This window comes from Nocardia noduli (genome assembly GCF_019038455.1).
Taxonomy (GTDB): Bacteria; Actinomycetota; Actinomycetes; order Mycobacteriales; family Mycobacteriaceae; genus Nocardia; species Nocardia noduli.
In genome coordinates, this window is the sequence record NZ_JAFMPL010000040.1 from 31,704 (window position 1) to 53,180 (window position 21,477).

25 protein-coding genes and 1 pseudogene are annotated in these 21,477 nt (G+C 65.9%); 9 read left to right on the top strand and 17 right to left on the bottom strand.

Features of this window, described 5'->3' with window-relative positions:
• Positions 1-158: 158 nt before the first annotated feature.
• From JZ792_RS42120 to JZ792_RS21535, 4 genes and pseudogenes are all read left to right on the top strand, one after another.
• Positions 159-1,100, top strand: a pseudogene (locus tag JZ792_RS42120) (SulP family inorganic anion transporter); the annotation flags it as partial.
• A 118-nt stretch (positions 1,101-1,218) separates the two neighbouring features.
• Entirely contained in the window at positions 1,219-1,743 is a 525-nt protein-coding gene (locus JZ792_RS42125) for a SulP family inorganic anion transporter (RefSeq protein WP_254190151.1), read from the top strand.
• A gap of 80 nt (positions 1,744-1,823) precedes the next feature.
• Positions 1,824-2,252, top strand: coding sequence for a phospholipase A2 (locus JZ792_RS21530; RefSeq protein ID WP_216912671.1), 429 nt, complete (start codon positions 1,824-1,826; stop codon positions 2,250-2,252).
• Positions 2,253-2,385: 133 nt separating this feature from the next.
• Positions 2,386-2,748 (top strand): cupin domain-containing protein, encoded by a 363-nt coding sequence (locus tag JZ792_RS21535; RefSeq protein WP_216912673.1) that lies wholly within the window; start codon positions 2,386-2,388, stop codon positions 2,746-2,748.
• Here JZ792_RS21535 and JZ792_RS21540 read toward each other — a convergent pair.
• The 13 genes from JZ792_RS21540 to JZ792_RS21600 form a co-directional block, all read right to left on the bottom strand.
• The gene (locus JZ792_RS21540; protein ID WP_216912675.1) at positions 2,705-3,076 is read right to left on the bottom strand and encodes a hypothetical protein; all 372 of its coding nucleotides are present in this window, start codon (positions 3,074-3,076) and stop codon (positions 2,705-2,707) included. The two genes, JZ792_RS21535 and JZ792_RS21540, sit on opposite strands and share 44 nt — an antisense overlap.
• A 265-nt stretch (positions 3,077-3,341) precedes the next feature.
• Positions 3,342-4,775 carry an ABC1 kinase family protein gene (locus JZ792_RS21545; protein ID WP_216912677.1) on the bottom strand — a complete coding sequence of 478 codons (1,434 nt, stop codon included), beginning with the start codon at positions 4,773-4,775 and terminating at the stop codon, positions 3,342-3,344.
• The gene (locus JZ792_RS21550) at positions 4,772-5,764 is read right to left on the bottom strand and encodes a DUF1702 family protein (protein ID WP_216912679.1); all 993 of its coding nucleotides are present in this window, start codon (positions 5,762-5,764) and stop codon (positions 4,772-4,774) included. Before JZ792_RS21550 ends, JZ792_RS21545 begins: the two co-directional genes overlap by 4 nt.
• Positions 5,765-5,793: 29 nt before the next feature.
• Positions 5,794-6,531: an ABC transporter permease gene (locus JZ792_RS21555; RefSeq protein WP_216912681.1), complete on the bottom strand. Its 738-nt coding sequence runs from the start codon at positions 6,529-6,531 to the stop codon at positions 5,794-5,796.
• Between the two features lie 3 nt (positions 6,532-6,534).
• Positions 6,535-7,323: an ABC transporter ATP-binding protein gene (locus JZ792_RS21560; RefSeq protein WP_216912683.1), complete on the bottom strand. Its 789-nt coding sequence runs from the start codon at positions 7,321-7,323 to the stop codon at positions 6,535-6,537.
• A gap of 6 nt (positions 7,324-7,329) precedes the next feature.
• Positions 7,330-7,803, bottom strand: coding sequence for a DUF3237 domain-containing protein (locus tag JZ792_RS21565; RefSeq protein WP_216912685.1), 474 nt, complete (start codon positions 7,801-7,803; stop codon positions 7,330-7,332).
• 2 nt (positions 7,804-7,805) lie between these two features.
• Complete coding sequence (fabF, locus tag JZ792_RS21570) at positions 7,806-9,056, bottom strand: beta-ketoacyl-ACP synthase II (protein ID WP_216912686.1); 1,251 nt, start codon at positions 9,054-9,056, stop codon at positions 7,806-7,808.
• Complete coding sequence (locus JZ792_RS21575) at positions 9,053-9,568, bottom strand: SCP2 sterol-binding domain-containing protein (protein WP_216912687.1); 516 nt, start codon at positions 9,566-9,568, stop codon at positions 9,053-9,055. Before JZ792_RS21575 ends, fabF begins: the two co-directional genes overlap by 4 nt.
• On the bottom strand, positions 9,565-11,268 hold the full coding sequence (locus JZ792_RS21580; protein ID WP_216912688.1) for an FAD-dependent oxidoreductase: 1,704 nt from the start codon (positions 11,266-11,268) through the stop codon (positions 9,565-9,567). The genes JZ792_RS21575 and JZ792_RS21580 overlap by 4 nt, the downstream gene beginning before the upstream one ends.
• Complete coding sequence (locus tag JZ792_RS43000; protein WP_216912689.1) at positions 11,265-12,248, bottom strand: hypothetical protein; 984 nt, start codon at positions 12,246-12,248, stop codon at positions 11,265-11,267. Before JZ792_RS43000 ends, JZ792_RS21580 begins: the two co-directional genes overlap by 4 nt.
• Positions 12,245-13,399 (bottom strand): 3-oxoacyl-[acyl-carrier-protein] synthase III C-terminal domain-containing protein, encoded by a 1,155-nt coding sequence (locus JZ792_RS21590; RefSeq protein ID WP_216912690.1) that lies wholly within the window; start codon positions 13,397-13,399, stop codon positions 12,245-12,247. The genes JZ792_RS43000 and JZ792_RS21590 overlap by 4 nt, the downstream gene beginning before the upstream one ends.
• Positions 13,400-13,447: 48 nt before the next feature.
• Positions 13,448-13,702, bottom strand: coding sequence for an acyl carrier protein (locus JZ792_RS21595; protein ID WP_109528229.1), 255 nt, complete (start codon positions 13,700-13,702; stop codon positions 13,448-13,450).
• Positions 13,703-13,990: 288 nt separating this feature from the next.
• Complete coding sequence (locus JZ792_RS21600) at positions 13,991-14,437, bottom strand: SCP2 sterol-binding domain-containing protein (protein ID WP_216912691.1); 447 nt, start codon at positions 14,435-14,437, stop codon at positions 13,991-13,993.
• 256 nt (positions 14,438-14,693) lie between these two features.
• Here JZ792_RS21600 and JZ792_RS21605 point away from each other — a divergent pair, with 256 nt between their 5' ends.
• The 4 genes from JZ792_RS21605 to JZ792_RS21620 are packed head-to-tail and all read left to right on the top strand — an operon-like array spanning position 14,694 to position 16,503.
• Entirely contained in the window at positions 14,694-14,939 is a 246-nt protein-coding gene (locus tag JZ792_RS21605; protein ID WP_216912693.1) for a hypothetical protein, read from the top strand.
• A 31-nt stretch (positions 14,940-14,970) separates the two neighbouring features.
• On the top strand, positions 14,971-15,612 hold the full coding sequence (locus JZ792_RS21610; RefSeq protein WP_216912695.1) for a hypothetical protein: 642 nt from the start codon (positions 14,971-14,973) through the stop codon (positions 15,610-15,612).
• A gap of 4 nt (positions 15,613-15,616) precedes the next feature.
• Positions 15,617-16,069, top strand: a complete 453-nt coding sequence (locus JZ792_RS21615; protein ID WP_216912697.1) for a hotdog family protein — start codon at positions 15,617-15,619, stop codon at positions 16,067-16,069.
• Positions 16,070-16,095: 26 nt separating this feature from the next.
• Positions 16,096-16,503 carry a 3-hydroxyacyl-ACP dehydratase FabZ family protein gene (locus tag JZ792_RS21620; RefSeq protein WP_216912699.1) on the top strand — a complete coding sequence of 136 codons (408 nt, stop codon included), beginning with the start codon at positions 16,096-16,098 and terminating at the stop codon, positions 16,501-16,503.
• A gap of 12 nt (positions 16,504-16,515) precedes the next feature.
• Here the strand turns inward: JZ792_RS21620 and JZ792_RS21625 are convergent, their stop codons facing one another.
• Positions 16,516-17,211, bottom strand: a complete 696-nt coding sequence (locus JZ792_RS21625; RefSeq protein ID WP_216912707.1) for an LppX_LprAFG lipoprotein — start codon at positions 17,209-17,211, stop codon at positions 16,516-16,518.
• Between the two features lie 349 nt (positions 17,212-17,560).
• Here JZ792_RS21625 and JZ792_RS21630 point away from each other — a divergent pair, with 349 nt between their 5' ends.
• Positions 17,561-18,328, top strand: coding sequence for an MspA family porin (locus tag JZ792_RS21630; protein ID WP_216912709.1), 768 nt, complete (start codon positions 17,561-17,563; stop codon positions 18,326-18,328).
• Between the two features lie 143 nt (positions 18,329-18,471).
• On the opposite strand, the gene JZ792_RS21635 is transcribed toward JZ792_RS21630, so the two are convergent.
• From JZ792_RS21635 to JZ792_RS21645, 3 genes are read right to left on the bottom strand one after another with little or no spacing between them, the layout of a single operon-like run.
• The gene (locus JZ792_RS21635) at positions 18,472-19,362 is read right to left on the bottom strand and encodes a TIGR03619 family F420-dependent LLM class oxidoreductase (RefSeq protein ID WP_216912711.1); all 891 of its coding nucleotides are present in this window, start codon (positions 19,360-19,362) and stop codon (positions 18,472-18,474) included.
• A 35-nt stretch (positions 19,363-19,397) separates the two neighbouring features.
• The gene (locus JZ792_RS21640; protein ID WP_216912713.1) at positions 19,398-19,832 is read right to left on the bottom strand and encodes a nuclear transport factor 2 family protein; all 435 of its coding nucleotides are present in this window, start codon (positions 19,830-19,832) and stop codon (positions 19,398-19,400) included.
• An 11-nt stretch (positions 19,833-19,843) separates the two neighbouring features.
• Positions 19,844-21,328, bottom strand: coding sequence for an aldehyde dehydrogenase family protein (locus JZ792_RS21645; protein WP_216912715.1), 1,485 nt, complete (start codon positions 21,326-21,328; stop codon positions 19,844-19,846).
• Between the last annotated feature and the right edge of the window lie 149 nt (positions 21,329-21,477).

Below are 21,477 nucleotides of genomic sequence, written 5' to 3' on the forward strand. Positions count from 1 at the left end.
GTTGTCGCGGCGGACGAATTGCCGGTGTCGAGCATCCCCGCCGCCGGGACATGAGAGCTCGCCTCCAGCGACTTGGCGCGTGGTTGCCCAGCGAACGCATGACCAGATCGGATGTGCTCGCGGGACTACCCGGCGCTATCGGCAGCGTGCCGGACGGCATGGCATCGGGCGTACTCGCCGGTGTGAGTCCGGTCCACGGCCTGTACGCGAGCCTGGCGGGCAGGATCTTCGGCGGCTGGTCCACCAGCACCCGACTCATGGTGGTCACCACGACGAGCGCCTCCGCACTCGCCGCCGGATCCGCCCTGACCGATATTCCCGCGCAGGACCGGGCCTCGGCGGTGGTGCTGCTGACCTTCCTCGCCGGTGTCGTCATGGTGCTCGCGGCGGTGCTGAGATTGGGCAGGTACACGCGTTTCGTGTCGCATTCGGTGATGACCGGCTTCCTGATCGGCATCGCGCTCAATATCGTGTTCGGCCAGCTCCCCGCCCTGGTGGGGATGGACGCGTCCGGATCGATCGCACTCGGCAAAGCCGTGTACGTGGTGACCCATCCCGGGGAGATCGGCTGGCAGTCGCTGCTGGTCGGCGGCAGCGCGCTGGCGATCGGATGGGGTCTGGCGCAGACCAGGGTCCGGCTGTTCGCCTCGCTGGGCGCCCTACTGATACCGAGCGCCCTCATGCTGATCTTCGGCTGGGACACCGTCCGCCGCGTCTCCGATGTGGGCGCCATCCCCTCGGGCTTTCCCGAGCCCCACCTGCCGAACCTCACGGTGCTGACACCGTCGCTCATCGGCGGAGCCCTGGCCGTCACGGTGATCGTGCTCGTCCAGGGCGCGGGAGTCGCCGAGGCCGCGCCGAATCCCGACGGCTCACGCTCGATGCCCAACCGGGATTTCACGGCCCAGGGCATCGGCAACGTCGCCGCGTCACTGGTGCACGGCATGCCGGTCGGCGGATCGGTGGGGCAGACCGCGCTCAACCGTGCCGCGGGCGCCGGGACCCGCTGGGCCGCGATCTGGTCCGGAATCTGGCTGCTCGTCCTCCTGGTCGCCTTCGCCGGTCTGGTCGGACAGGTGCCGATGCCGACCCTGGCCGCCGTCCTGATCATCGCCTCGGTCGGCTCCCTGGCACCGTCCCGGGTCAGGGCCATCTGGAGCAGCGGATACACGTCGCGGATCGTCTTCGCCACGACCGCAGGCGACGCTGCTCCTGCCGGTGACGGCGGCGGTCGGCATCGGCGTCGCCCTGTCGCTGCTGCTGCAACTCAATCAGGAGGCCATCGATCTCAGGGTGGTTCGCCTGCGCGTCGACGGCGACCGGCTGATCGAGGTCGACGCACCGAAAACGCTGTCGGACAACGAGATCGTGATCCTCGACGTCTACGGCAGCCTCTTCTACGCGGGAGCACGCACCCTCCAGGTCCGGCTGCCCGACCCGAAAGGCGCGACGGCGCCGATCGTCGTGCTCAGACTGCGCGGCCGCACCTCCGTCAGCGCGACCTTCTTCACGGTGATCGCGGACTACGCGCGCCGCCTCGACGCCGTCGGCGGGGAACTGCACCTGAGCGGGGTCGACCCACGGATCCGCGACTTCTGGACCGACGAACTGCTCGCCGCGCACGGCGTGCGGATCGAGTTCTACCCCGCCACACCGACCGTCGGCGAATCGACCCTCGCCGCGTACGCGCAGGCCAGGGTCCGGGCGCACCGGGAACACGATCGGCCGGACAGCGAGCGGTGAAGATCGCGGGGATAGGATCGGTCACTCGGATGTGGCCCTCGATATCGATGTCGACCACCCGGGCGCGAAGGCGAGGACCGATGAGGCGTGTGGGACTGCTGGTGATTCCGGCCGCGATGCTGACCTGTTTGCTGCCGACTGCGCACGCCGCGGCGCATACGACCGGGGGTAGCGCGCTTCCGTCGAACGACGGACCACACGCGTGGAAAGCGCACCCTTCCGACGAACTGGCGTGTTCGATGCCGCTGAACATTCCCCAGGAGCCCGCCTTCAATCACGCGTGCAAACATCACGACGGCTGCTACGAGGGATTCCCACGCGACGGCGAGCCGACCCATTGGGTGAGCAGGCTCCAGTGCGACGACTGGTTCCGAGCGGATATGACCGAGTCCTGCGTCGAGGTCTACCGGTTGGAACCGCTGTCCCAATGCATGGCCCAGGTCACCGCGTACTACGCCGCGGTCCGGGTCGGCGGACGCAACGGCTTCCACGGGCCCGACAACAACTGAATTCCCGGCCCGGCCGACGATCTTGCCGGTGACAACCGCCACTGAGTATCATGTGATGCGCATCACATCGCTGTTCGGTCCACAACGACGCGGATCAGATCCGAAACGGGGGACGGCACTCCCAGGAGAAATCATGTCTGCTTTGGTACGCAAGAATTTCGACGCACCCGAGGAAACCCGCACGTTCGAGGACGGCAAAGGCAAACTCGACCTCGTCAACCTCGAAGCGGGCGCGGTGGGCCGAGCGGTTTTCGAACCGGGCTGGCGATGGTCGACGCACGTCAAGCCGATCGCCCAGACCGAAAGCTGCCAGTCCTCCCATATCGGCTACTGCGTCTCCGGACACATGGTGGTGGTCATGGACGACGGCGAGAAACAGGAATACGGCCCCGGCGATTTCATGATCGCCCCACCGGGACACGACGCCTGGATCGTCGGCGACGAACCCTGCGTCATGATCGACTGGCAAGGTTTCGCCGACTACGCCAAACGGTGATCGACGGCGCGACGACGGCGATCGCGAGGGTGATGAGCGGGAAGACGATCAATTTCGGCAGGAACAGCATTCCCTCGGGTTTCTCGTCGAGCAGTTCCAGTTGGTCGCGCACTATCAGGTAGCCGATCACGTGTACGACTATCGCGGCAGCGGAACCGACGGCGAGAACCGCGAACCCGCTCACCGACCGACCGATGAGCAGTAACGTTCCCGCCAGGAGCAGCAGTGCGACAACGATTTCCGGTATCGACTGTCTGCTGAGCCATTCGGCGACGGTGTAGCCGGTATCCAGATAAGGAACCTCCGCCTTCCCCTCGTTCGACTTCATCCAGGCACTGAAAGCATCCATGCCCCACGCGAGAAACCCGCCCGAGCCCAGAACCGCGGATACCGCCCACGTCCACCTCGGTATCGTCGCCTTCGAATCCACCGACCCCTCCCCGCCCTCTCGAACGCAGACCCGAGATATCGAGTCTGCGGCAGAGTAACGCGCTCTTCGTCACATATGACCTCGTTCCATCCCACACGGTCCACGTCGCGACACGCACCGCTCCCGCCAGCCGGTGTATCGTCCGACAACCGCAGAGGCGAGATCAGTTGTCCGGCAGCTGAATACCGTGCTGCTCGACCCGGGCGGCGACCTCGGTGGGGAAGACGTTGCGCAGCAGGTACAGGTCGTTGCCCAACTGCCAGCCGGGGGCGAGCGCGATGGCGTATCGCTCGAAGTAGCCGAGCTGTTTGCCCATCAGGATGAGTTGTTCGGGGCCTGCGACTCCGCGACGCTTGCCGAAATCGAGCAGCGCGGAGGTGATCATCTTGAGGTCGAGGCGCGCGAGTTCACCGGACAGGATGGGCCCGAGCACGATGGCCAGCTGTCTGCCGATCGCGGAATCGTCGGTGCTCTGCTCGGCGAACAGGTTCAGTTCGCGCAGTGCGGACGCGACGGGGGTGAAGTCGCCGTCGAAGGCGCTGGCGTAGAACATGGCGCGCACCATTCCGCGCCACTGCGGGGTCATGGTCCCGACGATGCCGAAGTCGAGCATCGCCAACCTGCCGTCGTCGAGCAGCCACAGATTTCCCGCGTGCACGTCGCCGTGGAACAGCCCGTGCACGGTGACACCTTCCAACCAGACCTTCACCAGTCGCCGGATCAGCATCTCCGAGTCGGCGTGCGCCGCGCCGACGACGTCGAAGCGATCCAGCGGCACACCGCGCAACCGCTGCATGCAGATCGTCTTCGGACCGCAGAATTCCCAATAGACCTCGGGGACGACGACTTCGGTGTTGTCCCCGAAGGCGCCGAGATTCTCCCGGATACGGCTCTGGTTCCGCGCTTCGACGAGGAAGTTCAACTCGGTGACCGTCACCTCGTAGAGGTCGCGCACCACGCCGACGGCATTGGCGATCCTGGCGGGTTCGGAGCGTTTCTCCAGCAGTCGGGCCAGCACGAGCGCGGAACGCAGATCGATGATCATCCGGCGAGCGATCCCGGGGCGCTGCACCTTGACCACGGCGTCACGGCCGTCGGCGAGTACGCACGCGTGCACCTGCGCGACCGAGGCGGCCGACAGCGGGGTGTCGTCGAATTCGAGGAACACCTCGGTGATCGGGCGACCGAGATCCGCTTCGACGATGCGTCGCGCCCGGCTCGCGGGAAAGGGACGCACGTCGTCGAGGCAGCGCAGACACGCGTCGGACAGTTCGCGTGGGAACGCCCCGGAAGACGACGCGATCAACTGCCCGAGTTTGACGAACATCGGGCCGAGCCGTTCGAATCCGTCGACGACCCCGTGGGCGAGCACTTCGCGCCGGGTCGGTCGTTCGACGCCGGGCCGCAGCCTCGACACGAACCACCCGCTCAGCCTGCGCGCGATCATCGCACCGAGCACGAGACCGATGGTGACGACTCGGATCGCCTCGCGGAGGCCGAAGGTCTCCAGCGGCGGCCGGTCGACGACGAAATCCGCGGCCGGCCGATCGTGGTGGACCCGCTGCTCACCCACGAGCCGGGTGGATTCGGCGTTCATCCCTGCCTCACGGTGACGTCGGCGAAGCGCGCCCGGATGCGGGTGCGCCAGAGTTCGTAGTCGGGCATATCCGCCGGTTCGTCCGGTGGCTCGGCGGCGGCGTCGGCCAGCGCGGAGATCTCGGCGACCGTGCCCCCGCAGACGACGCGCGCCGCGAGTTCGGTGTTGTCCGGCACGTACCCGGCGTAGTCGCGGGCCTTGACCGCCATCACCGCGCCGACGGCGAGGTCGGGCGCGTACGCACCGGCCGCCTGGATCAGCTTCTCCAGTTCGGCGTGCGACGGACCGCCAAGGTAGGCCGCCGCCGCCCCGACACCGCTCCACACATCGCCGCGCCGGTCGTCCTCGAAAGTGTTGGCCGTCGAGGCGATCGCCTCGAAATCGCCGCCGTGATAGAACGACATCGCCCGGCCGATGCCCTGGTCGAAAGCACGGGGAAAGTATTCCGGCGCACCCTCCCACCGTCGACGTGGCGCGCGCCTGCGCTCGATGATCCAGGTCTGCGGATCGAAGAACGCGCGGTCGAACGCGTAACCGTCGACCGCGAGCCAGCTCAGGTAGCCGACCAGCGGATTGGAGTCGAACCGCGGGAGGAACCGCTGCCAGGTGAATCGCGGCACCCTCGACATGACGAGTCCGAATCCGACGTAGGCCATCAGCGAATGCGGTTCGCCGTGTCCTCGAACGAAATTCTCGGCGTAGCCGGTCCGGCGCGGCGAGAGCAGATCCCGCAACGTCATGGCGGCGATCGCGCCTTCGTAGGCCAGGCTGCGGTAGAACGGGTCGACCCATTCGAGTCTGCGGGCGACCTCGTCCGGGTCGGCGATGTCGGCCCCGTACTCGAAACCCTCGAGCACGGCCCGCGACACACCTTCGTACCGCCTGCTCACCTCGTTCGCCGACACCGGGAATCCACGGGTCACGAACTTCATGTCGTTCATCTTCGGCGCGGGGACCAAGCGCCGCGCGATGCTGAGTGCGGTGACCATCGAACTACCTCATCGGATCGTGGTGCGGGTCAATGGGATCGGCGACGCAGCGTGACCGCGCCGAGCGCGAGAAGCGTGAAACCGAACACCAGCACGATGGCGAGATCGCGCCAGAGCAGATTCGTCGGCAGCGGATAGGTGCCGACCTCACCGAGCGCCTCGGCCGCGTAGCGCAGCGGCACCACATTGCTCGCCGCCTGCAACACCCCGGCCATCTCCTCCCTCGGCCAGATCAGTCCGCACAGCAGCAACTGCGGGATGATCACCGAGGGCGCGAATTGCAGGGCCTGGAATTCGGTGCGGGCGAACGCGCTGGTGAACAGCCCGGTCGAGGAACCGAGTACCGCCGTCGACACGACGATCAGCAGTACCACCGACATTCGCCCCTGGGTCTGCAATCCGAGCAACCGGTAGGCCACGGTGGCCGCGACGGTGGCCTGAACCATGGCGACCGCGGCGAACGCGATGCCGTAACCGAGCAGTAGATCCAGCTTGTTCATCGGCATGCTCAGCAATCGCTCCAGCGTGCCGGTGGTGCGTTCGCGCAGCATCGCCACGCTGGTGATCAGGAACATCGACACGAATGGGAAGATCCCGAGCAGCAGCAGGCCGACCTGGTCGAAGATGTCGGGCCGATCGTCGAAGACGAAGCGCAGCAATGTCAACAACACACTCGGCACCACCAGGATCAGCGCGATGGTGCGTCGATCGTGACGCAACTGGTTGAGCACCCGCAACGCCGTCCAGCCGGTGAGTCGCAGCGACATGGGTCAGGCCTCCTGTGCCGTGGGGTCCGTCGAGGTCGAGGCCAGCGCGGCGGCGTCGGGGTCCGTCGCGCGCTCGGTGGCGAGCACCAACTCCAGGAACGCTTCTTCCAGGTTCGTGGTGCTGGTCGCCGCGCGCAGTTCGTCGGGAGTCTGATCGGCGAGCAGCCTGCCCTCGCGCATCAGCAGCAGCCGATCGCACCGGTCGGCCTCGTCCATCACGTGGCTGGAGACCAGCAGTGTCGTGCCCGCCGCGGCGAGTGCGCGGAAATGTTCCCACAGATCACGCCGCAGCACCGGGTCCAATCCGACGGTCGGCTCGTCGAGCACCAGCACCTCGGGCTCGGCGACCAGCGCGCACGCCAGCGACACCCTGGCCTGCTGTCCCCCGGACAACTGATCGACCAATTGGTGTGCGTGGGAGGACAATCCGACGTTCTCGATGGTCTCGTCCACGGCCCGGCGCGGCACGCCGTACACGGCGCCGAAATAGCGCACGTTCTGCCTGACGGTGAGATCGCTGTACACCGAGGGCGATTGGGTCACGTAGCCGATCTTGGCGCGCAGCACGGCGCTCCCGCTCGGCTCACCGAGCACCGTGACGGAACCGGATTCGATGTGCTGCACGCCGACCACGGACCTGATCAGCGTGGTCTTCCCGCAACCGCTCGGCCCGAGCAGCCCGGTCACCGTGCCCGCGGGCACGGTGAACGACAGACCTTTCAATACCGGTCTGCGACCGCGGTCGACGACGAGGTCCTCGACCACGACCGCGTCTGTCCTCACTGCTGTCACGATCGGTCAGCCCACCCGGTACATGTTGTACTGCAACCCGAATCCGTCGATGAAGCGCCCCGCGCCGAGGAAGGCCGTGTGATTGACCCAGGACAGCGCCGAATCGCCGGTCTCCAACTGCGGGGTCACCCGGAAGTACTGATCGTCGAATTCCGTCCCGGTGCCCTCGGTGAACGCGCGCTGCACCTTGTCGTTCATCTCGATCAGGCCCGGGAACGACGCGTAGATGGCGGCGCCGTCGGAAGTCTGGAATTGCACCCGGACGTCCAACCGCACATAGCCGTCGGCGCCGATCAGCGCCCAATCGCCGCCACCGGAGAGCACCTTGCCGGTGATGGCCTCGACGGCCGCCACCCCGGGCGCGCCCTCGAGGACGCCGTCGAGGATCTCGACGAACATCCGCACACCGTAGGGGCCGGGTCCGATCATGATGGGCGGCTTGAGATTCGCGGTGACGGTGCCGATGAGAGTCAGGTCCATACTCAATCCTCGTCTGTAGCTGCCCGCCGGAAGGCGAGCGTGACGTTGTGACCACCGAAGGCAATGGAATTCGACAGTGCGACATCCACGCGCCCGGTGCGCGCGACATTGGGTACGTAGTCGAGATCGCAGGCAGGATCCGCTTCAGAATAGTTGATGGTCGGCGGGATCTGGCCCCGATCGATGGCCAACGCGCACGTGGCCGCCTCCACCACACCGGTCGCGCCGAGCATATGGCCGGTCATCGATTTGGTGGAACTGATCGGCACGTTCGGCGCGTGCGCCCCGAACGCGAGGTGCACGGCCCTGGTCTCGGCCGGATCCGACAGCATCGTGCCGGTGCCGTGCGCGTTGATGTAGTCGACCTCGGTCGGGTCGATCCCGGCCTCGCGCATCGCCTTGTTCATCGCCTTGGCCGCGCACGCGCCGTCCTCGCGCGGCGCCGTCACATGATGGGTGTCGACGACCTGGCCGTAACCGCAGATCTCGGCGTAGACGTGCGCCCCGCGGGCGCGCGCCGATTCCAGCGGCTCCAGCAGCAGCATCCCCGCGCCCTCACCGAGCACGAAACCGTCGCGGTCCTTGGAGAACGGTCGCGCCGCGCCCTGCGGATCGTCGTTGCGCTTGGACAGCGCGCGCATACTGGTGAACCCGGCGAGCACGACCGGATTCAACGCCGCCTCGGCGCCGCCGACCATGCACGCCGAGGCGTACCCGTCGCGCACCATCCGATAGCCCTGGCCGATCGCGTCGGCCGAGGACGCGCACGCGCTCAGCGGCGCGTAACTGGGTCCGCCGAATTTGTGCCGGAACGCCACCGCGGACGCCGCGAAATTCGCCATCGCCATCGGAATGAACAGCGGCGAGACATTTCTCCCGGCGAGCCGGTCCTCGATTCCCGTTCTCGCGGTGTCGACGCCGCCGAGCCCGCAGCCGACGATGGTCGCCACTTCGTCACGGTCGACACCGTCGAGTCCCTGGTCGGCCAGCGCCAGATCCGAGGCCGCCACCGCGAGGTGGCCTACCCGGTCGTAACGCCGGACATCCTTGTACTCGAGCCACTGTCCCGGATCGAAATCCGGGACCTCGGCGCCGATCCTGACCCGGTTGAACGACGCGTCGAAGGAGGTGATCGTCCTGGCCCCGCTGACCCCGGAAATCACTTGCTTCCAATAGATATCGGTGCCGATGCCGAGCGGGGTGACCAGACCGATGCCGGTGATCGCGACACGGCGGCGCTCGTCGCCGCTCATGACTTCGACTCCGGTTCGGCCAGACCGAAGAAGGTCTCCATCTTCATCGCCACCTGCACGTCCCCCTGGACCTTCAGTTCGCCGCGCATCAACAATTCCATTCCCTTGGCGAGCCCGGTCGCGATTCGAACGAAACCGACGCCGTCGAGGAAGACGCTCAGGTCCGGCGGTTCGGTCTGCTCGGTCGACGCGATCCGGCACGACTGCGGCCCGAAGACCACGTCCTGCACCACGGGTTCGCCCGGCACCCTGGTCACCCGGTATCGCACGGTCACATCGCGTTCGAAACTGCCTGGCACGTAGTAACTCGGCATCAGTTCGAACGCGTTGAGCAACGCCTGCTCACCGACATCGGTGCCCAGCGCCCACACGAGATCGGATTCGGGAAGTACTTCGACGACCGAACGCACCCGCGCCCGCTCGCCCGAGAGCAGGTCCTCGATCTGATCCCTGCTCGCCTTTCCGGTATCGGCCGCGATCGTGATCGCCTCGGTCAGTGCTTCGGTTCTCATACCGACATCTCCGAATCCCTCGAACCTGCTGTCGTACTGTCGATCACGGCCGTGATGAGCTCGTTGTACGGATCGGCGCCCGCCAAGACCGCGGCGATATGGCCGTCCGGCCTGATCAGAACCGCTGCGCGGTCGGTGAGCCCGTAGGTCTCCAGCATCCGGCCGGACCTGTCGACGAGCGTCCGTGCGCCCGACCCGGCGGTGGCGTCCGGCGTGACGGGGTGCACGGCCACCGTCGCCACCGGCACGGTGTTCATCAAGTGGACGTAGCCGACCGCGTCGGCCCACTTCTCGGCCGCGACGGGACCGGTGACCAGCGCGAAACCGTGGCCGGGCAGATCGAGCGTCGAGATCGGCGTGCCATTCGACTCGCGGAGCCAGAAATGCGGTGCCCGACAACCCGGTTCGGCCAGCGGGTGGTAGTCGACGACACTCTCGACCGGATCGGTCACGCCGTAGCGGAAACCGAGCGCCTGGCCGTAGAAGTCGAATTGTGGTCGCTGCTCTTCGATTCCGGCCGCCAGCGCCCCGTCGACAGCGCCGACGGCGGCGGGATCCGGTGCGGTGAGCATGTCGGCGAAGGCTTCCGCGAATTCGAACATGGCCAGCGCGTTGTGCTCGCTCTGCTCGCCGTTGAACCGTGCCACCGGCCTGCGTTCGACCTCGTAGCTGTTCAACAGATCCGGCGCGGCCCAGCCCTCGAGCGCGGCGGCCAACTTCCAGGCCAGATTGTGCGCGTCCTGGATGCCGGTGTTCATGCCGAACCCACCGGTCGGCGGGAAGGTGTGCGCGGCGTCGCCGATCACGAAGACCCGACCGCTCGCGTCCCGCCAACGGTCCACCCCGGTCGACCGCATGGTCCAGGTCCGTGACGAGATGATTTCGGCATCGATGTCGGCGCCGAGGGCCGCGCGCAGCAGCGAGGGCGCGCTGTCCTCCGAGATTTCCGCGTCGCCGTCGAGTGGTACCTCGAGCATCCACTCGTCACCCTCCGGATCGATGGTGATCAGCACACCCCGGACCCGCTGGTTCATGATCCAGGACAGCACGCTGCCCGCATTGTGGAACTGTGACCGCAGATCGGCCTCGAAATAGATGTCGAGCAGAACACCCAACGGCGAGTCCTCGACCTTCCCGATACCGACCGCCTTACGCAGCGCTCCGTGCATCCCCTCGGCCAACACCAGATATTCGGCCTCGCATCGGTCTTCGCCGCCATCGGATCCGATGTAGGTCACCTCGACGCCGCGCGGACCCGGCGTCGCGTCGGTCACCTGCGCACCCCGCACCAGTTCGACATTCGGAAGGGCGGCGAGCCCCTCGGTCAACACGGCTTGCAAGCGATTCTGCGGGCACAGCACCGGCAGCGTCGGACTCTGCTCGGCCAGCCGCATGAGTTTGTCGGTGGTTTCGACCAGTTCGAGCCGACCGAATTCCGGTTCGGCGACCGAACGCAGAAAGCGCACCCGAGGCGCCTTCTCCAACGTGGTGCTCACCGCGAGCACGTCGTCGAGGACGCCGAGTTCGCGCAGTATTTCGGTGGTCCTGGTGTTCACCAGTGTCGCCTGCGGATGCCGCGGCGGCTCGGTATGCCGTTCGAACAACACCACGTCCACGCCCCGACGCCCCAGGCAGTACGCGGCGGCGAGTCCCGCCGGACCACCGCCGACGACGGCGACCTGCGCCCTGCGGGCGGTCACGACGACGCTCCGACCGACATCGTCGATCGTCCGAGTACCCGGTCGAGCCGAGTTCCCACGATGCGGTCGAAACGCGCGCGGCCGAGCAACCGCGCGAGGGCCAGGGCCGGAAACCCGACCGCGATGGCGACACCGAGGGAACCGACGAATGCCGTGAGTGCCGCGACACGGGCGGCGACGCCGTACTCGGACGCCCGCCTGATACCCGCGCCCCAACGACGGAATACGCTGCCCGCCAACAGATCCGCGGCGGCGAGCAGGGGCACGACCGGTGCGGCGTCGGCGTCGCGCAGGACCGTAGCGAGATCGTCGGAGGTTTTCGTCGCCGAGATCTCCCGGCCGAGCGCGGCGAGGCGGCTGAGCTCGTCGGTTCCGACGCCGGCACGACCGAACAACCCACCGTCGCGCCTACCCAGCAACAGCCAGCGCAACGTGGTCACCAGCGTGATCGCCTGTGGCCGAGTATCGATGGCCGCGACCGCACCCACCGTGCGGGCTCCGACCGCGGTGAGGCGGCGGTGGACTTCTCCCGCCGCCGAGTACCACATATTGCGACACGCGACCACGGTCACGACATCACGTTCGGCGAAGATCTCGCGATGCCGCACCAGCAGTGTCCGCGCGGGCAATGAGGGAGCGAGATACCAGACCTGGTATGCGAAGAGAACCAATTCTCCCGGTTCCGAACGTAATCGCTCCGCCGGAGTGGACAACTCCACCGTGTATTCCTCGTCGACACAGGCCGGGAACGCACCGAAGAACCGGGTCACCGGCCAGGGAAAGGGAAAAGGTGAGGTGGGTTCGACACGAACCCGGCGCACCTGCCAGTTCGCGGCGATGAGCGGAGCGATGAGCGCGTCCACCGACTCGATCAGCTGCCCGGTCTGACTGTACTCGAAAACCACTGCCGTACGGGTGGATTCAGCACCGTTGCGGCGGTCGGAACGTCGGCTCGCCTCGGTCTCCGAGGCCCCCGTCACGACTCGACCTTCGCCTGCTGCGCGGTGCCCGCGACGGCCGTCAAATGCATGAAGGAAATAGCGAATCGGCCGGATTCCGGCACCATGCACAACAGCGTGTCGCCCGGCTGCACCAGTTTTTCCTGAAGCATTTCATCGAGGATTACATAGATACTCGCGCTGCCGATATTTCCGACCCGCGTGAGATTACTGAACCATGCCTCCGGTCGTCCCGCGGAAACGCCACGGCGTTTGAGTTCACCCGTGAGCATGGTTTTCATGCGCTCGCTGGAGTAATGCGCCGGGAACCACGTCACGGCATCCGGATCGAATTTACCGGCGTCGGCGAGCCGTTCGTATTCATCGATGCCGACCCGCACGAGATGGGGCAGCAGCGAGAGTTTCTGTCGCGCCACGAGCGCACCGTCCATCGCGGCCGCCGAAGCGTTCGGGTAATCGGCCCATGTCTTCTCGCAACCGTTCTTGTTGCTACCGAAGTACATACAGGCCTTCTCGGTATTCGCATACGAGGTCAGCGAAATCCAGTCGATTCGAAGACTCACCCGGTCGGGAGCCGGCGAATCGGAGACGATCGCCGCGCCCGCGCCGTCGGAGAGCATATACCGCAGAAAGGCCGTCTCCATCGGCAGCGACCCGTCCTCGGTGATCGCCTTCATCTCCTCGTAGCGGGTGTGTTTGAATCCGCGGGAGGCGAGCTCACTCGCCACCGAGACCGCGGTCTTCTTCTCCCCCACCTTCACCTGGAGATAGGCGTTCTTCAGGGCCATCATCCCCGAACTACAGATGCCGTGCGCGGTGACGATCTCCAACGGCGGATAGCCGAGTTCGCCGTGCACCATGCTGGCGTGACCGGGGCCCATCAGATCGGGCAGGGTGGTCGCCGCGGCGAGCAGTTCCACGTCACCGGGCTCCAGACCAGCACGTTCGACCGCGTTGCGCACCGCGGACGCGGCCATCGCCGCGTTCGAGTACACGGTCTGCTGCTTCTTGTCGATGGCGTAGTACCGGGTCTTGATCCCACTGTTCTGGAGAATCTGATCCTTCAGATCGGACGAGGCCCGGCCCGCCTTGCCGATGTACTCCTCGATCTCGTCGTTCGGCACCGGCTCACCGGGTAGAAAACGTCCGGTCGCTGTGATGTATGCGTCCATGGACTCCACACTTTCGTCGGAACAACTGTTTCGATGGACCGTTCCGGGTCACCCAGCGGATTCGGCTATTTTCACGCGAATCAGGTCCATGAGATCCGAAAACGTCTTCACCGAAGCGATACGTTCGTCATCGAGGGAGATATCGTATTTCGTCTCGATGAGGTCGGCGACGGAAAGAACACCCAGGGAATCCAGGCCGAGATCCTCCAGCGTCGCATCGGCGGGAACCGAATTCAGATCGACATTGTAGTGATTGAGTAGGAAGTCGGCGATATCATCGCGAATAGACACATCAACTGACATTGCGGATCCTCTTCGAAATGGCGCGTGACACTCGGGGCACGCGACCAACCATTTTGTGAACACAATGCTCGTCCCGCCCAGACGAGTCTGTTGGATTCTCTGTATCGACGACACTGCCGATTCGACTGCACTACACCTGTGCGATACCCAGGTTCCTTGGGCTACTGCGCCCGTGGCCTCCTGCACCGAGACTAGATCGCGATCAACTCGGTCGTCAATTGTTCGACGCCACAAATCTTCTGACCAGCGGCTGGACAGAGCAGACTGGATGGACGGTTTATTTGCCAATTAGTCGCGGACAAACCACTTCTCCATTTTCCGAGCGGTCATCATATTGCCTTTAATACGCAGATTTCCGGTTACCAAGAGTGTCATTCCGCCCATCTGACCTGCGATCATCCGCAGAAACGGGACCATCCCGAGCTCCAGCGTCACCGTGGGCTCGAGCCCCGGATTCCCCTGGTGCACAGTGCACCTGGAGTTCGCGACGACGACCGTCCACATATCGACCGGTTCGCCGATACGCCAGCACACCACCGAGTCCACCCCGTCGACCCGGTCGCCGATCAGCCGTCGCGGCATCTCGTCGAAGACCGCGTGCAGGACGACGGTGCGACTCATCGGGTCCGCCATCGCGCTCGCCAGCGTCTCGTCGTCGATGCTCCTGACGATCTCGTTGAACTCCGATGATCTGGAAGTGGTTGCGCCCGAATCGATTCGGATATTCTGGGACATATTGGACACTCCGGCCTGGACGTGGGAAGTGCGGGAGCCGCGGAAGAGGTGACGTCGCGGTGGGCACAGAATAGGTTCGGCTCCGAACCCGGTCAACGTCCCCGGCGGGCGGCGCCGCGCCGTGTTAGGCTCCGAATCGGTAGTCGCTCCGGCCGTCCGCCCCGATCGGATCCAGCCAACTCCCGATAGACGGTCGCTCCACGCTCGATGTCGAGAACTGCACGTGGACAGTCCCTTTCGCCATACGGAGGGTCCCATGAACCCATCGGATTCCGGCGCGCAGCGGCCGGTCGACGAACACGACGCACTCACCATGATCCTGCGGGCGCCACCTCCCCCCGGCATCGCCGCCCTGCCGTCCGAATCGCGCGACGACCTCGCCGCGCTGGTCGAGGAAGTGACCCGGAAACGGATCGAGGAACTCACCGTGGCAGCCCTGGGCGCCCTGGACAATGTGCCGGTCTTCCTGCGCGGTGCGGTGCGAAAGGCAGTCGGACTGTGAAAGGGCCCGGACTGTGAAAGGCAGTGTGATCGTGAAGGATTCACCCGCCGCGCGGAGCGCGACCCTGGCCGGACTCGCGCGTGTGCTCGACGTGCCGGTCGATCGGATCGCCTATCTGGCCGAGGTTCCCGCCGACGATATCGCGGGCTTGCGGCAGCAGATCGGCGATCTGCTCTTCGATTCCACCGCGCCGGGTCTCGGCAAGATCGCCGCCGCGACCCGGGTCATCCCGCCCGCCATCGCGGCCAAGGTCATCACCCGTAACAAGAGCGCGCTGATGACCGCGCACATGGCCGCGGTGATGGACACCCCGAGGGCGATCGCCACCGCGAAACGACTTCCCCCCGACTACCTGGCCGAGGTCGCCACCCACCTGGATCTGTCCCGCTCGGCGGCACTGATCGGTGGGTTGCCGGACGACCTGGTCGTCTCCGTGGCCAGAACCCTCGCCGATCGTCAGGACTGGATCACCCTGAGCGCGATGATCGAGATCGCCACCGACGCCCACCTCGCACGCTGCCTCGATGCCCTCGACGCGGGCGAGATCGTCGCCGCGGCGAGTCTGATCGCCGGATCGGAGGCGTCCGCGCGGGTGATCGCGCTGGTGTCGGAGCCCCTGGCGAGCGAACTGCGCGATGTCGTCGGCACACCCCCGCCCACCGTCGAGAGTTGACTCGATGCGTTTCCATCTCATCGACCGGATCGAGTCGTGGGAGCCGATGCACCACATCGCCGCCCGAAAGGCGACCTCGGTCTACGAGGACTACTGGCAGGATTCCCCCGGGGGTCCCGTCGCACCGTTCGGCCTGGTACTCGAAGCCCTGTGCCAGGCGGGAGCGTGGCTGGTCCTGCTCAGCACCGAGCATCGCAAGCGCGCCGCGCTGCTCAATATCGGCGAGGTGACGGTGCTGCGAGACGCCGTGCCCGGCGATGTCCTGCGCATGTCGGCGCAGGTGAGATCGATAGGCACCAGGACAGCCGTCGTCGACGGGCGAGTGGATGTCGACGGAGAGCCGATCCTGACAGCGCACGGCATCATGTGCGGTTTGATCGACGCCGACCGGCTCGATGATCCGGCCGATACGGCGCGGATGGCGCGGGTTCTGCTCGGCCGCGGACCGCTCGATTGACGACACTCTTCTCCGAAGGACAGGCCATGACCACGTTCCACACCGCCCCGCCCTCGGCGGCCACGATGGGTGCGCCCGCCTTCGATCGCATCGTCGTCATCGAGCCTGGAGTCCGCGCCGTCGCCCATCTCAACGTCACCGGCACGCTGCCGCTGTTCGCCACCCACTTCCCCCGCTACCCGGTCCTGCCGGGGGTTCTACTGATCGAGAGCGCTCTCGCGCTGGCCCGGCTGGCCGCGGGCGAACCGGGACTGCGATTACGGCACGCGACCCGACTTCGCTTCCGGCGCTTCGTCGTTCCCGGCGATCAGGTCGAACTGACGGTCACCGCCCTGACGGACGAGGACGGTCACGCGGCCCCGAATCGATGGCGGTTCGAAGCCCTGGTGGCCGGTGAACCCGCCGCGAGCATCGCGTCGCTCACCGTGGCCTGATCCACCTCGCGGTCAGGCGACCGAGGGCACCTGCACCTTCTTGTTGAGATTCGACAGGGCGAAATCGATGGACGCCGGCTCCCCCGACGAACCCGCCACCGTCAACCTGGTACCGACGGGCAGATGCCGACCGGCGGTGGCGAACCAGATGGCCAATCGCGCGTCGCCCTGAATACTCGGCAGCCAGACCGCGGCGTCGGCGCGCGGCACGTCACCGGTGACACGGAACGCCTGCACACCGTCGTACTCCTCGCGCGCCTCGGTCCGCACATTGCTCAGATTCGCCAGCATCGCGGCCAGACCACGGTCCGGATCGAGCAGCGTCGACGGCTTCGGCAGCGCCCCGCCACCCGAGAGTTGCTGCGCGGGAACATATTTACCGTCGGAGGATTTCGAGAACAGCCGCTCGTCCTGCTCGGCGAAATCGAATCGCATCCCGCCGACATCCACCGTGCCGACCGAGGCGCCCGGTTCTGATCCCTTCCGCGCCCGCACATCCGCGCTCAACGCGCGCGCCGCGAGGCCGGGTATCGCTTCCGAGGTGGTCATCTCCACGTGCGCGCTGGTGACGCTGCCCGCCGCCGCGGTGGCACCGCGCAACAGGAACTCCGGGTCGGGCAGCCCGCCCGAGCCGTCGCCGCACGCCGACACCCCGGCGAGTACCGCCACGATCGCAACGATTACCCGGACCGACCGCAAGGACGTCATGGAGCCATGCTAGCCCGCCGATCCCCCCGTTCGGCGGGTGAACGGACCGCGCCCGCGACAGCTACCTTCCGCGTTTCCCGTGGTGGCGCGCATTCACCCAGGTGTGTGGTGCGCCGTCGAGAAGTGGTGCATCACAGAATATTTCGGCAATCTTTCGGTCTGTTCCCATCCGGAGACATCGGTGGACGGATATGCCGCAAGGCACATCCCCGGTCGCGGCGGACACCCCGCGCCGGATCGTCGAACCGGTGCGCACCGGATGAACGAGCGAACAACATGCCGCATCGGTCGCATCACACGCCCGCACGACGCGGGGAAAACAGCGATATATCAACTACCCTGCGAGATCATGTTGCGGATCATCTCGACAGCGAGTTTCACCGCCTCAGCGCTGGTCGTACTGCTTCTGCCGACCGCGCATGCCGATATCGTCAACCTGCCACCGCACGAGAAGACCTTCGAGTCGGCGATGGGCAGTTTCACGGTCGGCACCCACGACGAAGCCATCAACCGCATACCGCCATTGAACGGGGCCCCCACCAGCCACGAAGCCCTGGTCTCCACCGTCGCCTACGGTCGGCTCGACGGGCAGGCCGAGGGCGTGCTCAGAACCGGATACTCTGTCGGCTGCGCGGCCAGGATCGACGTCGTGATCCCCGGCATCGACCCCACCACGGAATTCGGACTCGAGGGACCGCAGCAGAACTACGCGACCGAACAGGCGCAACGGAGCGCGACCGAACAGTCGCAGTCGAGCACGGTCGAACAGTCGAGCACCGGCGAGTCGGCACAGTCACAGACGGAGGGGACCGTGCGATCGCAGGAGTTCGAATCGGGACAGATACAGGAATACAACGGCGTCATCCCCTCCATCGCGGTGGACCCCGGCCTGTTCCTGGAATTGGAACTCCAACCCGGTGACATCACCAACGTCGATATCGGCACCGGCAAGGCACTCATTCCCGGCAGAACCGTGCAGATCATCACCCGCGACTTCCACATCAAAGTAGACAACTGCGCGGGCCCGGTCACCATCCGCCAGTACACCTACCTGGAAGCCAGAACACCCGAAGTCGACGACAGCGGCGCGGTGTTCGGCGAGCCGACGAGACTGTAGATCGAGGTGTCCTGGCTCGGCGTCTGCGAGGCTCGACTCTCCGATCGGGATCCACCTGGAGATGACCGCCGCGAGGTCCGCGACCGTCGATGCCGAGCGCCGGCCCCCTCTCGAACGAGGCGGTCCTTTCCGTCGAAGCGGCTTCAGCGCATTTTGTCGATGATGGTTTCAGCGAAGCGCTCGATCGGTTTTCGATATCGTTCGGCCGGATTCGTGGTCGACCTGAGGTCACCGTCACCTGCATCGACTGTTCCGGCCCAGGGACTGCACATGATCGCGGTGACGCCGATATCCTCGGCTCGTCTGTACAGATCGAGGGAGGGCCGTTCACGGAGCGCGAGCATGATCTCGAACGGTTCGTTGTCGCGGCCGTATCGACGGCGAAGGGTGTCGAGGCGCTGGACGTGGCCTACCGCGTCATCCCAGGAGTAGGCGGAACCGACCCAGCCGTCGCACAACCGGACCGCGCGGCGCATGGCCGCGGGAGATTCGCCACCGCACAGTATCGGCACCGGTGCGGCGGGGTGCGGTTCGAGCATCAGTTCCGGGACTCGGTAGAAGTCGCCGTGCCAGGACACCCACCCGCCCTGCCAGAGTGCCCGCAGGGCCGGAATCATCTCGTTGAGCCGCTTTCCGCGATCGTGGAAGTTCTGCCCCATCAGTTCGAACTCCTCACGCATCCATCCGGCGCCGACCCCCAGCGACACACGTCCGCCGGAGAGCACCGCTGCCGTGGCCACCTGCTTGGCGACTTCGATCAGCGGTCGCGCCGGGGCGATGTAGACCGCGTTGGTGAAGCGCAGCCGCCTGGTGACCGCGGCCATCGCGCCGATGAGAATCCACGAGTCGGGCCACGCGGTCTCCGGTGACCACATCGGTTTACCCGTCGCGGAGGGATACGGCGAGGTGAGTTCACGCGGATACACCAGGTGGTCCGCACTGATCAGTCCGTCGAATCCGGCTTCATCGAACATCTCTGCCACCGGCAGGATCTCCGTGGTCTCCAAAAACGCGGTACCGGACCAGAATTCCATATTTTCTCCGATCGTCCGGGGTGACGTGAGGGTTGTCAGGTCGCGGGGGCGGCTCGGGGTGAGTTGATGAACCAGACGTTCTCCTCGCGCAGGTTCCGGCTGCGCCAGCCGTGCGGTGTGCGCAGCAGTTCGTGGTGGTAGTAGCCGCCGCAGTAACTGAGTTCGGACATGCCGGGCAGGTGCATGGGGTTGTAGAACATGGCTCGTACCCGCGCCTGGTCACCGTCGATCTCGGTCTCGATATTGGTGATGTAGTGCATCGACATGGGAAGCGCGGCAAAGGCTTCACTCAACGCCGCGGTGACCTCGTCGCGGGACCCTGCCATCGCCCCGGCCGAGGAGTAGTCGATATGGGCGTCGGCGGTGAACACCGACCGATACAGCTCCCAGTCCTTGGTGTCGACGGCACGCGCGTAGCGGTGCAGTAGCGCCTGTATCTCGAGTTCGTCGCTGGTCCGTCGGGTGTCCATGGTGTTCTCTTTCACGCGGGCATGCCGATTGTCTTGGCTTCCAGGTACTCTCGGTAGCCCTCCTCGCCGTTGCGTCGGCCGAGCCCGCTCTGTTTGGTGCCGCCGAACGGGCTGGTGATGCCGAAGTGGCTCTTGCCGTTGATGGTCACGTTTCCGGTGCGCATCCGGGTGGCGATCGCGAACGCGCGCTCGACATCGCCGCCGGACACCTCACCGGAGAGCCCGTAGATAGAGTTGTTGGCGATCGCCACGGCTTCGTCGTCGGTGTCGTACGGGGTGACGGTGAGTACCGGGCCGAAGATCTCCTCCTGGGAGATCCTGGCGTCGGGGTCGACGTCGGCCAACAGTGTGGGCTGCGTGTAGTAGCCCGTCGGCAGGTTCTCGGGGATGCCGCCGCCGGTGATCAGCCGGGCCCCGGAGTCGATACCGTCCTGGATCAGGCCGAGAACTTTCCGGCGCTGGGTCTCGCTGATCTGCGGGCCCTGCATGACGCCGGGAGTCCACGGATCACCGACCGGGAACCCTTCCATCATCGACTTCAGGATTTCCAGACCTTCGTCGTAGCGACTGCGCGGCAACAGGATCCGACTGGGCAGGATGCAGGACTGCCCCGACATGACGCACGCCATCATCGCCGCCATCGGCAGCGCGGCGTTGAAGTCGGCGTCGTCGAGCACGATGTGCGCGGACTTTCCGCCTAGTTCCAGCAGGGTCTTCTTCACCGTCGCCGCGCCCGCGGCCAGGATCGCCCGCCCGGTCGCGGTGGACCCGGTGAAGGTGATCATGTCCACGCGCGGATCCGCCGACAAGGCGGCGCCGACCTCGTTGGCGTCGGACACCACGACGTTGAACACACCCGGGGGAATGTCGGTCTCCTCGGCCACGATCCGCCCGTACTCGCTACCGGACCACGGGGTCAGCTGAGCCGGTTTGAGCACCACGGTGTTTCCGGCCATCAGCGCGGGCACCGTCTCGGCGATATTGAGATAGAAGGGCACGTTCCACGGCGTGATCGCCCCGACGACACCGGTCGCCTCGTAGTGGATCTTGCGCCGCGCCGGACCCAACTGTGTCGGATGAATCCCGGTGTCGACCAGGTATTCGAATGCCTTGCCGTGCTCGGCCCAGTGCTCGACCTCCTCGATGGGGCTCTCGATCTGCGACCGACTCACCGTCACCGGACACCCCACCTCGGTGACCAATATCCGGCGCAGCCGCTCGGCGTTGCGCTCCAACGCCTCGTGCAACTGGATCAGGCAGTGGTAGCGGAAATCGAGATCTCGTGACCAATCGGTCTCGTCGAAAGCACGCCGCGCCGCCCCGACCGCACGCGCCATATCGGCCACCGATCCGTCGGTCGCCCGGCCCGCCACCTGCTCGGACGCGGGGTCGACGACCTCGAAGAACGCGCCGCTGTCGCTGTGGCACAGCTCGCCGTCGATCAGCATCCGCTCCTCACCCGCCAATACACCGGATTCGGTCTGCACGTCTGTCATGTCCGACTTCCCTTCGAGCGTTCCGGCCGCGACCCCGGCACATCCGTTGTGCCGACGACCTTTCGAGCAGCGTAGAACAAGGCAGACCAAAAATGAACATGATTCATGAATATTCGGATGAGTTCAGTGCAGAAGCTGTTTGTTCAGGT

Bases quoted from the DNA above. Each gene is read 5' to 3' on its own strand.
- JZ792_RS21595 (WP_109528229.1), bottom strand. From the start codon at position 13,702: ATGTCAGTTGATGTGTCTATTCGCGATGATATCGCCGACTTCCTACTC.
- JZ792_RS21605 (WP_216912693.1), top strand. From the start codon at position 14,694: ATGAACCCATCGGATTCCGGCGCGCAGCGGCCGGTCGACGAACACGAC.
- JZ792_RS21640 (WP_216912713.1), bottom strand. From the start codon at position 19,832: ATGGACACCCGACGGACCAGCGACGAACTCGAGATACAGGCGCTACTG.
- JZ792_RS21535 (WP_216912673.1), top strand. From the start codon at position 2,386: ATGTCTGCTTTGGTACGCAAGAATTTCGACGCACCCGAGGAAACCCGC.
- JZ792_RS21615 (WP_216912697.1), top strand. From the start codon at position 15,617: ATGCGTTTCCATCTCATCGACCGGATCGAGTCGTGGGAGCCGATGCAC.
- JZ792_RS21630 (WP_216912709.1), top strand. From the start codon at position 17,561: ATGTTGCGGATCATCTCGACAGCGAGTTTCACCGCCTCAGCGCTGGTC.
- JZ792_RS21645 (WP_216912715.1), bottom strand. From the start codon at position 21,328: ATGACAGACGTGCAGACCGAATCCGGTGTATTGGCGGGTGAGGAGCGG.
- JZ792_RS21590 (WP_216912690.1), bottom strand. From the start codon at position 13,399: ATGGACGCATACATCACAGCGACCGGACGTTTTCTACCCGGTGAGCCG.
- JZ792_RS21540 (WP_216912675.1), bottom strand. From the start codon at position 3,076: ATGAAGTCGAACGAGGGGAAGGCGGAGGTTCCTTATCTGGATACCGGC.
- JZ792_RS21550 (WP_216912679.1), bottom strand. From the start codon at position 5,764: ATGGTCACCGCACTCAGCATCGCGCGGCGCTTGGTCCCCGCGCCGAAG.
- JZ792_RS21545 (WP_216912677.1), bottom strand. From the start codon at position 4,775: ATGAACGCCGAATCCACCCGGCTCGTGGGTGAGCAGCGGGTCCACCAC.
- JZ792_RS21625 (WP_216912707.1), bottom strand. From the start codon at position 17,211: ATGACGTCCTTGCGGTCGGTCCGGGTAATCGTTGCGATCGTGGCGGTA.
- JZ792_RS21575 (WP_216912687.1), bottom strand. From the start codon at position 9,568: ATGAGAACCGAAGCACTGACCGAGGCGATCACGATCGCGGCCGATACC.
- fabF (WP_216912686.1), bottom strand. From the start codon at position 9,056: ATGAGCGGCGACGAGCGCCGCCGTGTCGCGATCACCGGCATCGGTCTG.
- JZ792_RS21620 (WP_216912699.1), top strand. From the start codon at position 16,096: ATGACCACGTTCCACACCGCCCCGCCCTCGGCGGCCACGATGGGTGCG.
- JZ792_RS21530 (WP_216912671.1), top strand. From the start codon at position 1,824: ATGAGGCGTGTGGGACTGCTGGTGATTCCGGCCGCGATGCTGACCTGT.
- JZ792_RS21555 (WP_216912681.1), bottom strand. From the start codon at position 6,531: ATGTCGCTGCGACTCACCGGCTGGACGGCGTTGCGGGTGCTCAACCAG.
- JZ792_RS21635 (WP_216912711.1), bottom strand. From the start codon at position 19,362: ATGGAATTCTGGTCCGGTACCGCGTTTTTGGAGACCACGGAGATCCTG.
- JZ792_RS21565 (WP_216912685.1), bottom strand. From the start codon at position 7,803: ATGGACCTGACTCTCATCGGCACCGTCACCGCGAATCTCAAGCCGCCC.
- JZ792_RS21600 (WP_216912691.1), bottom strand. From the start codon at position 14,437: ATGTCCCAGAATATCCGAATCGATTCGGGCGCAACCACTTCCAGATCA.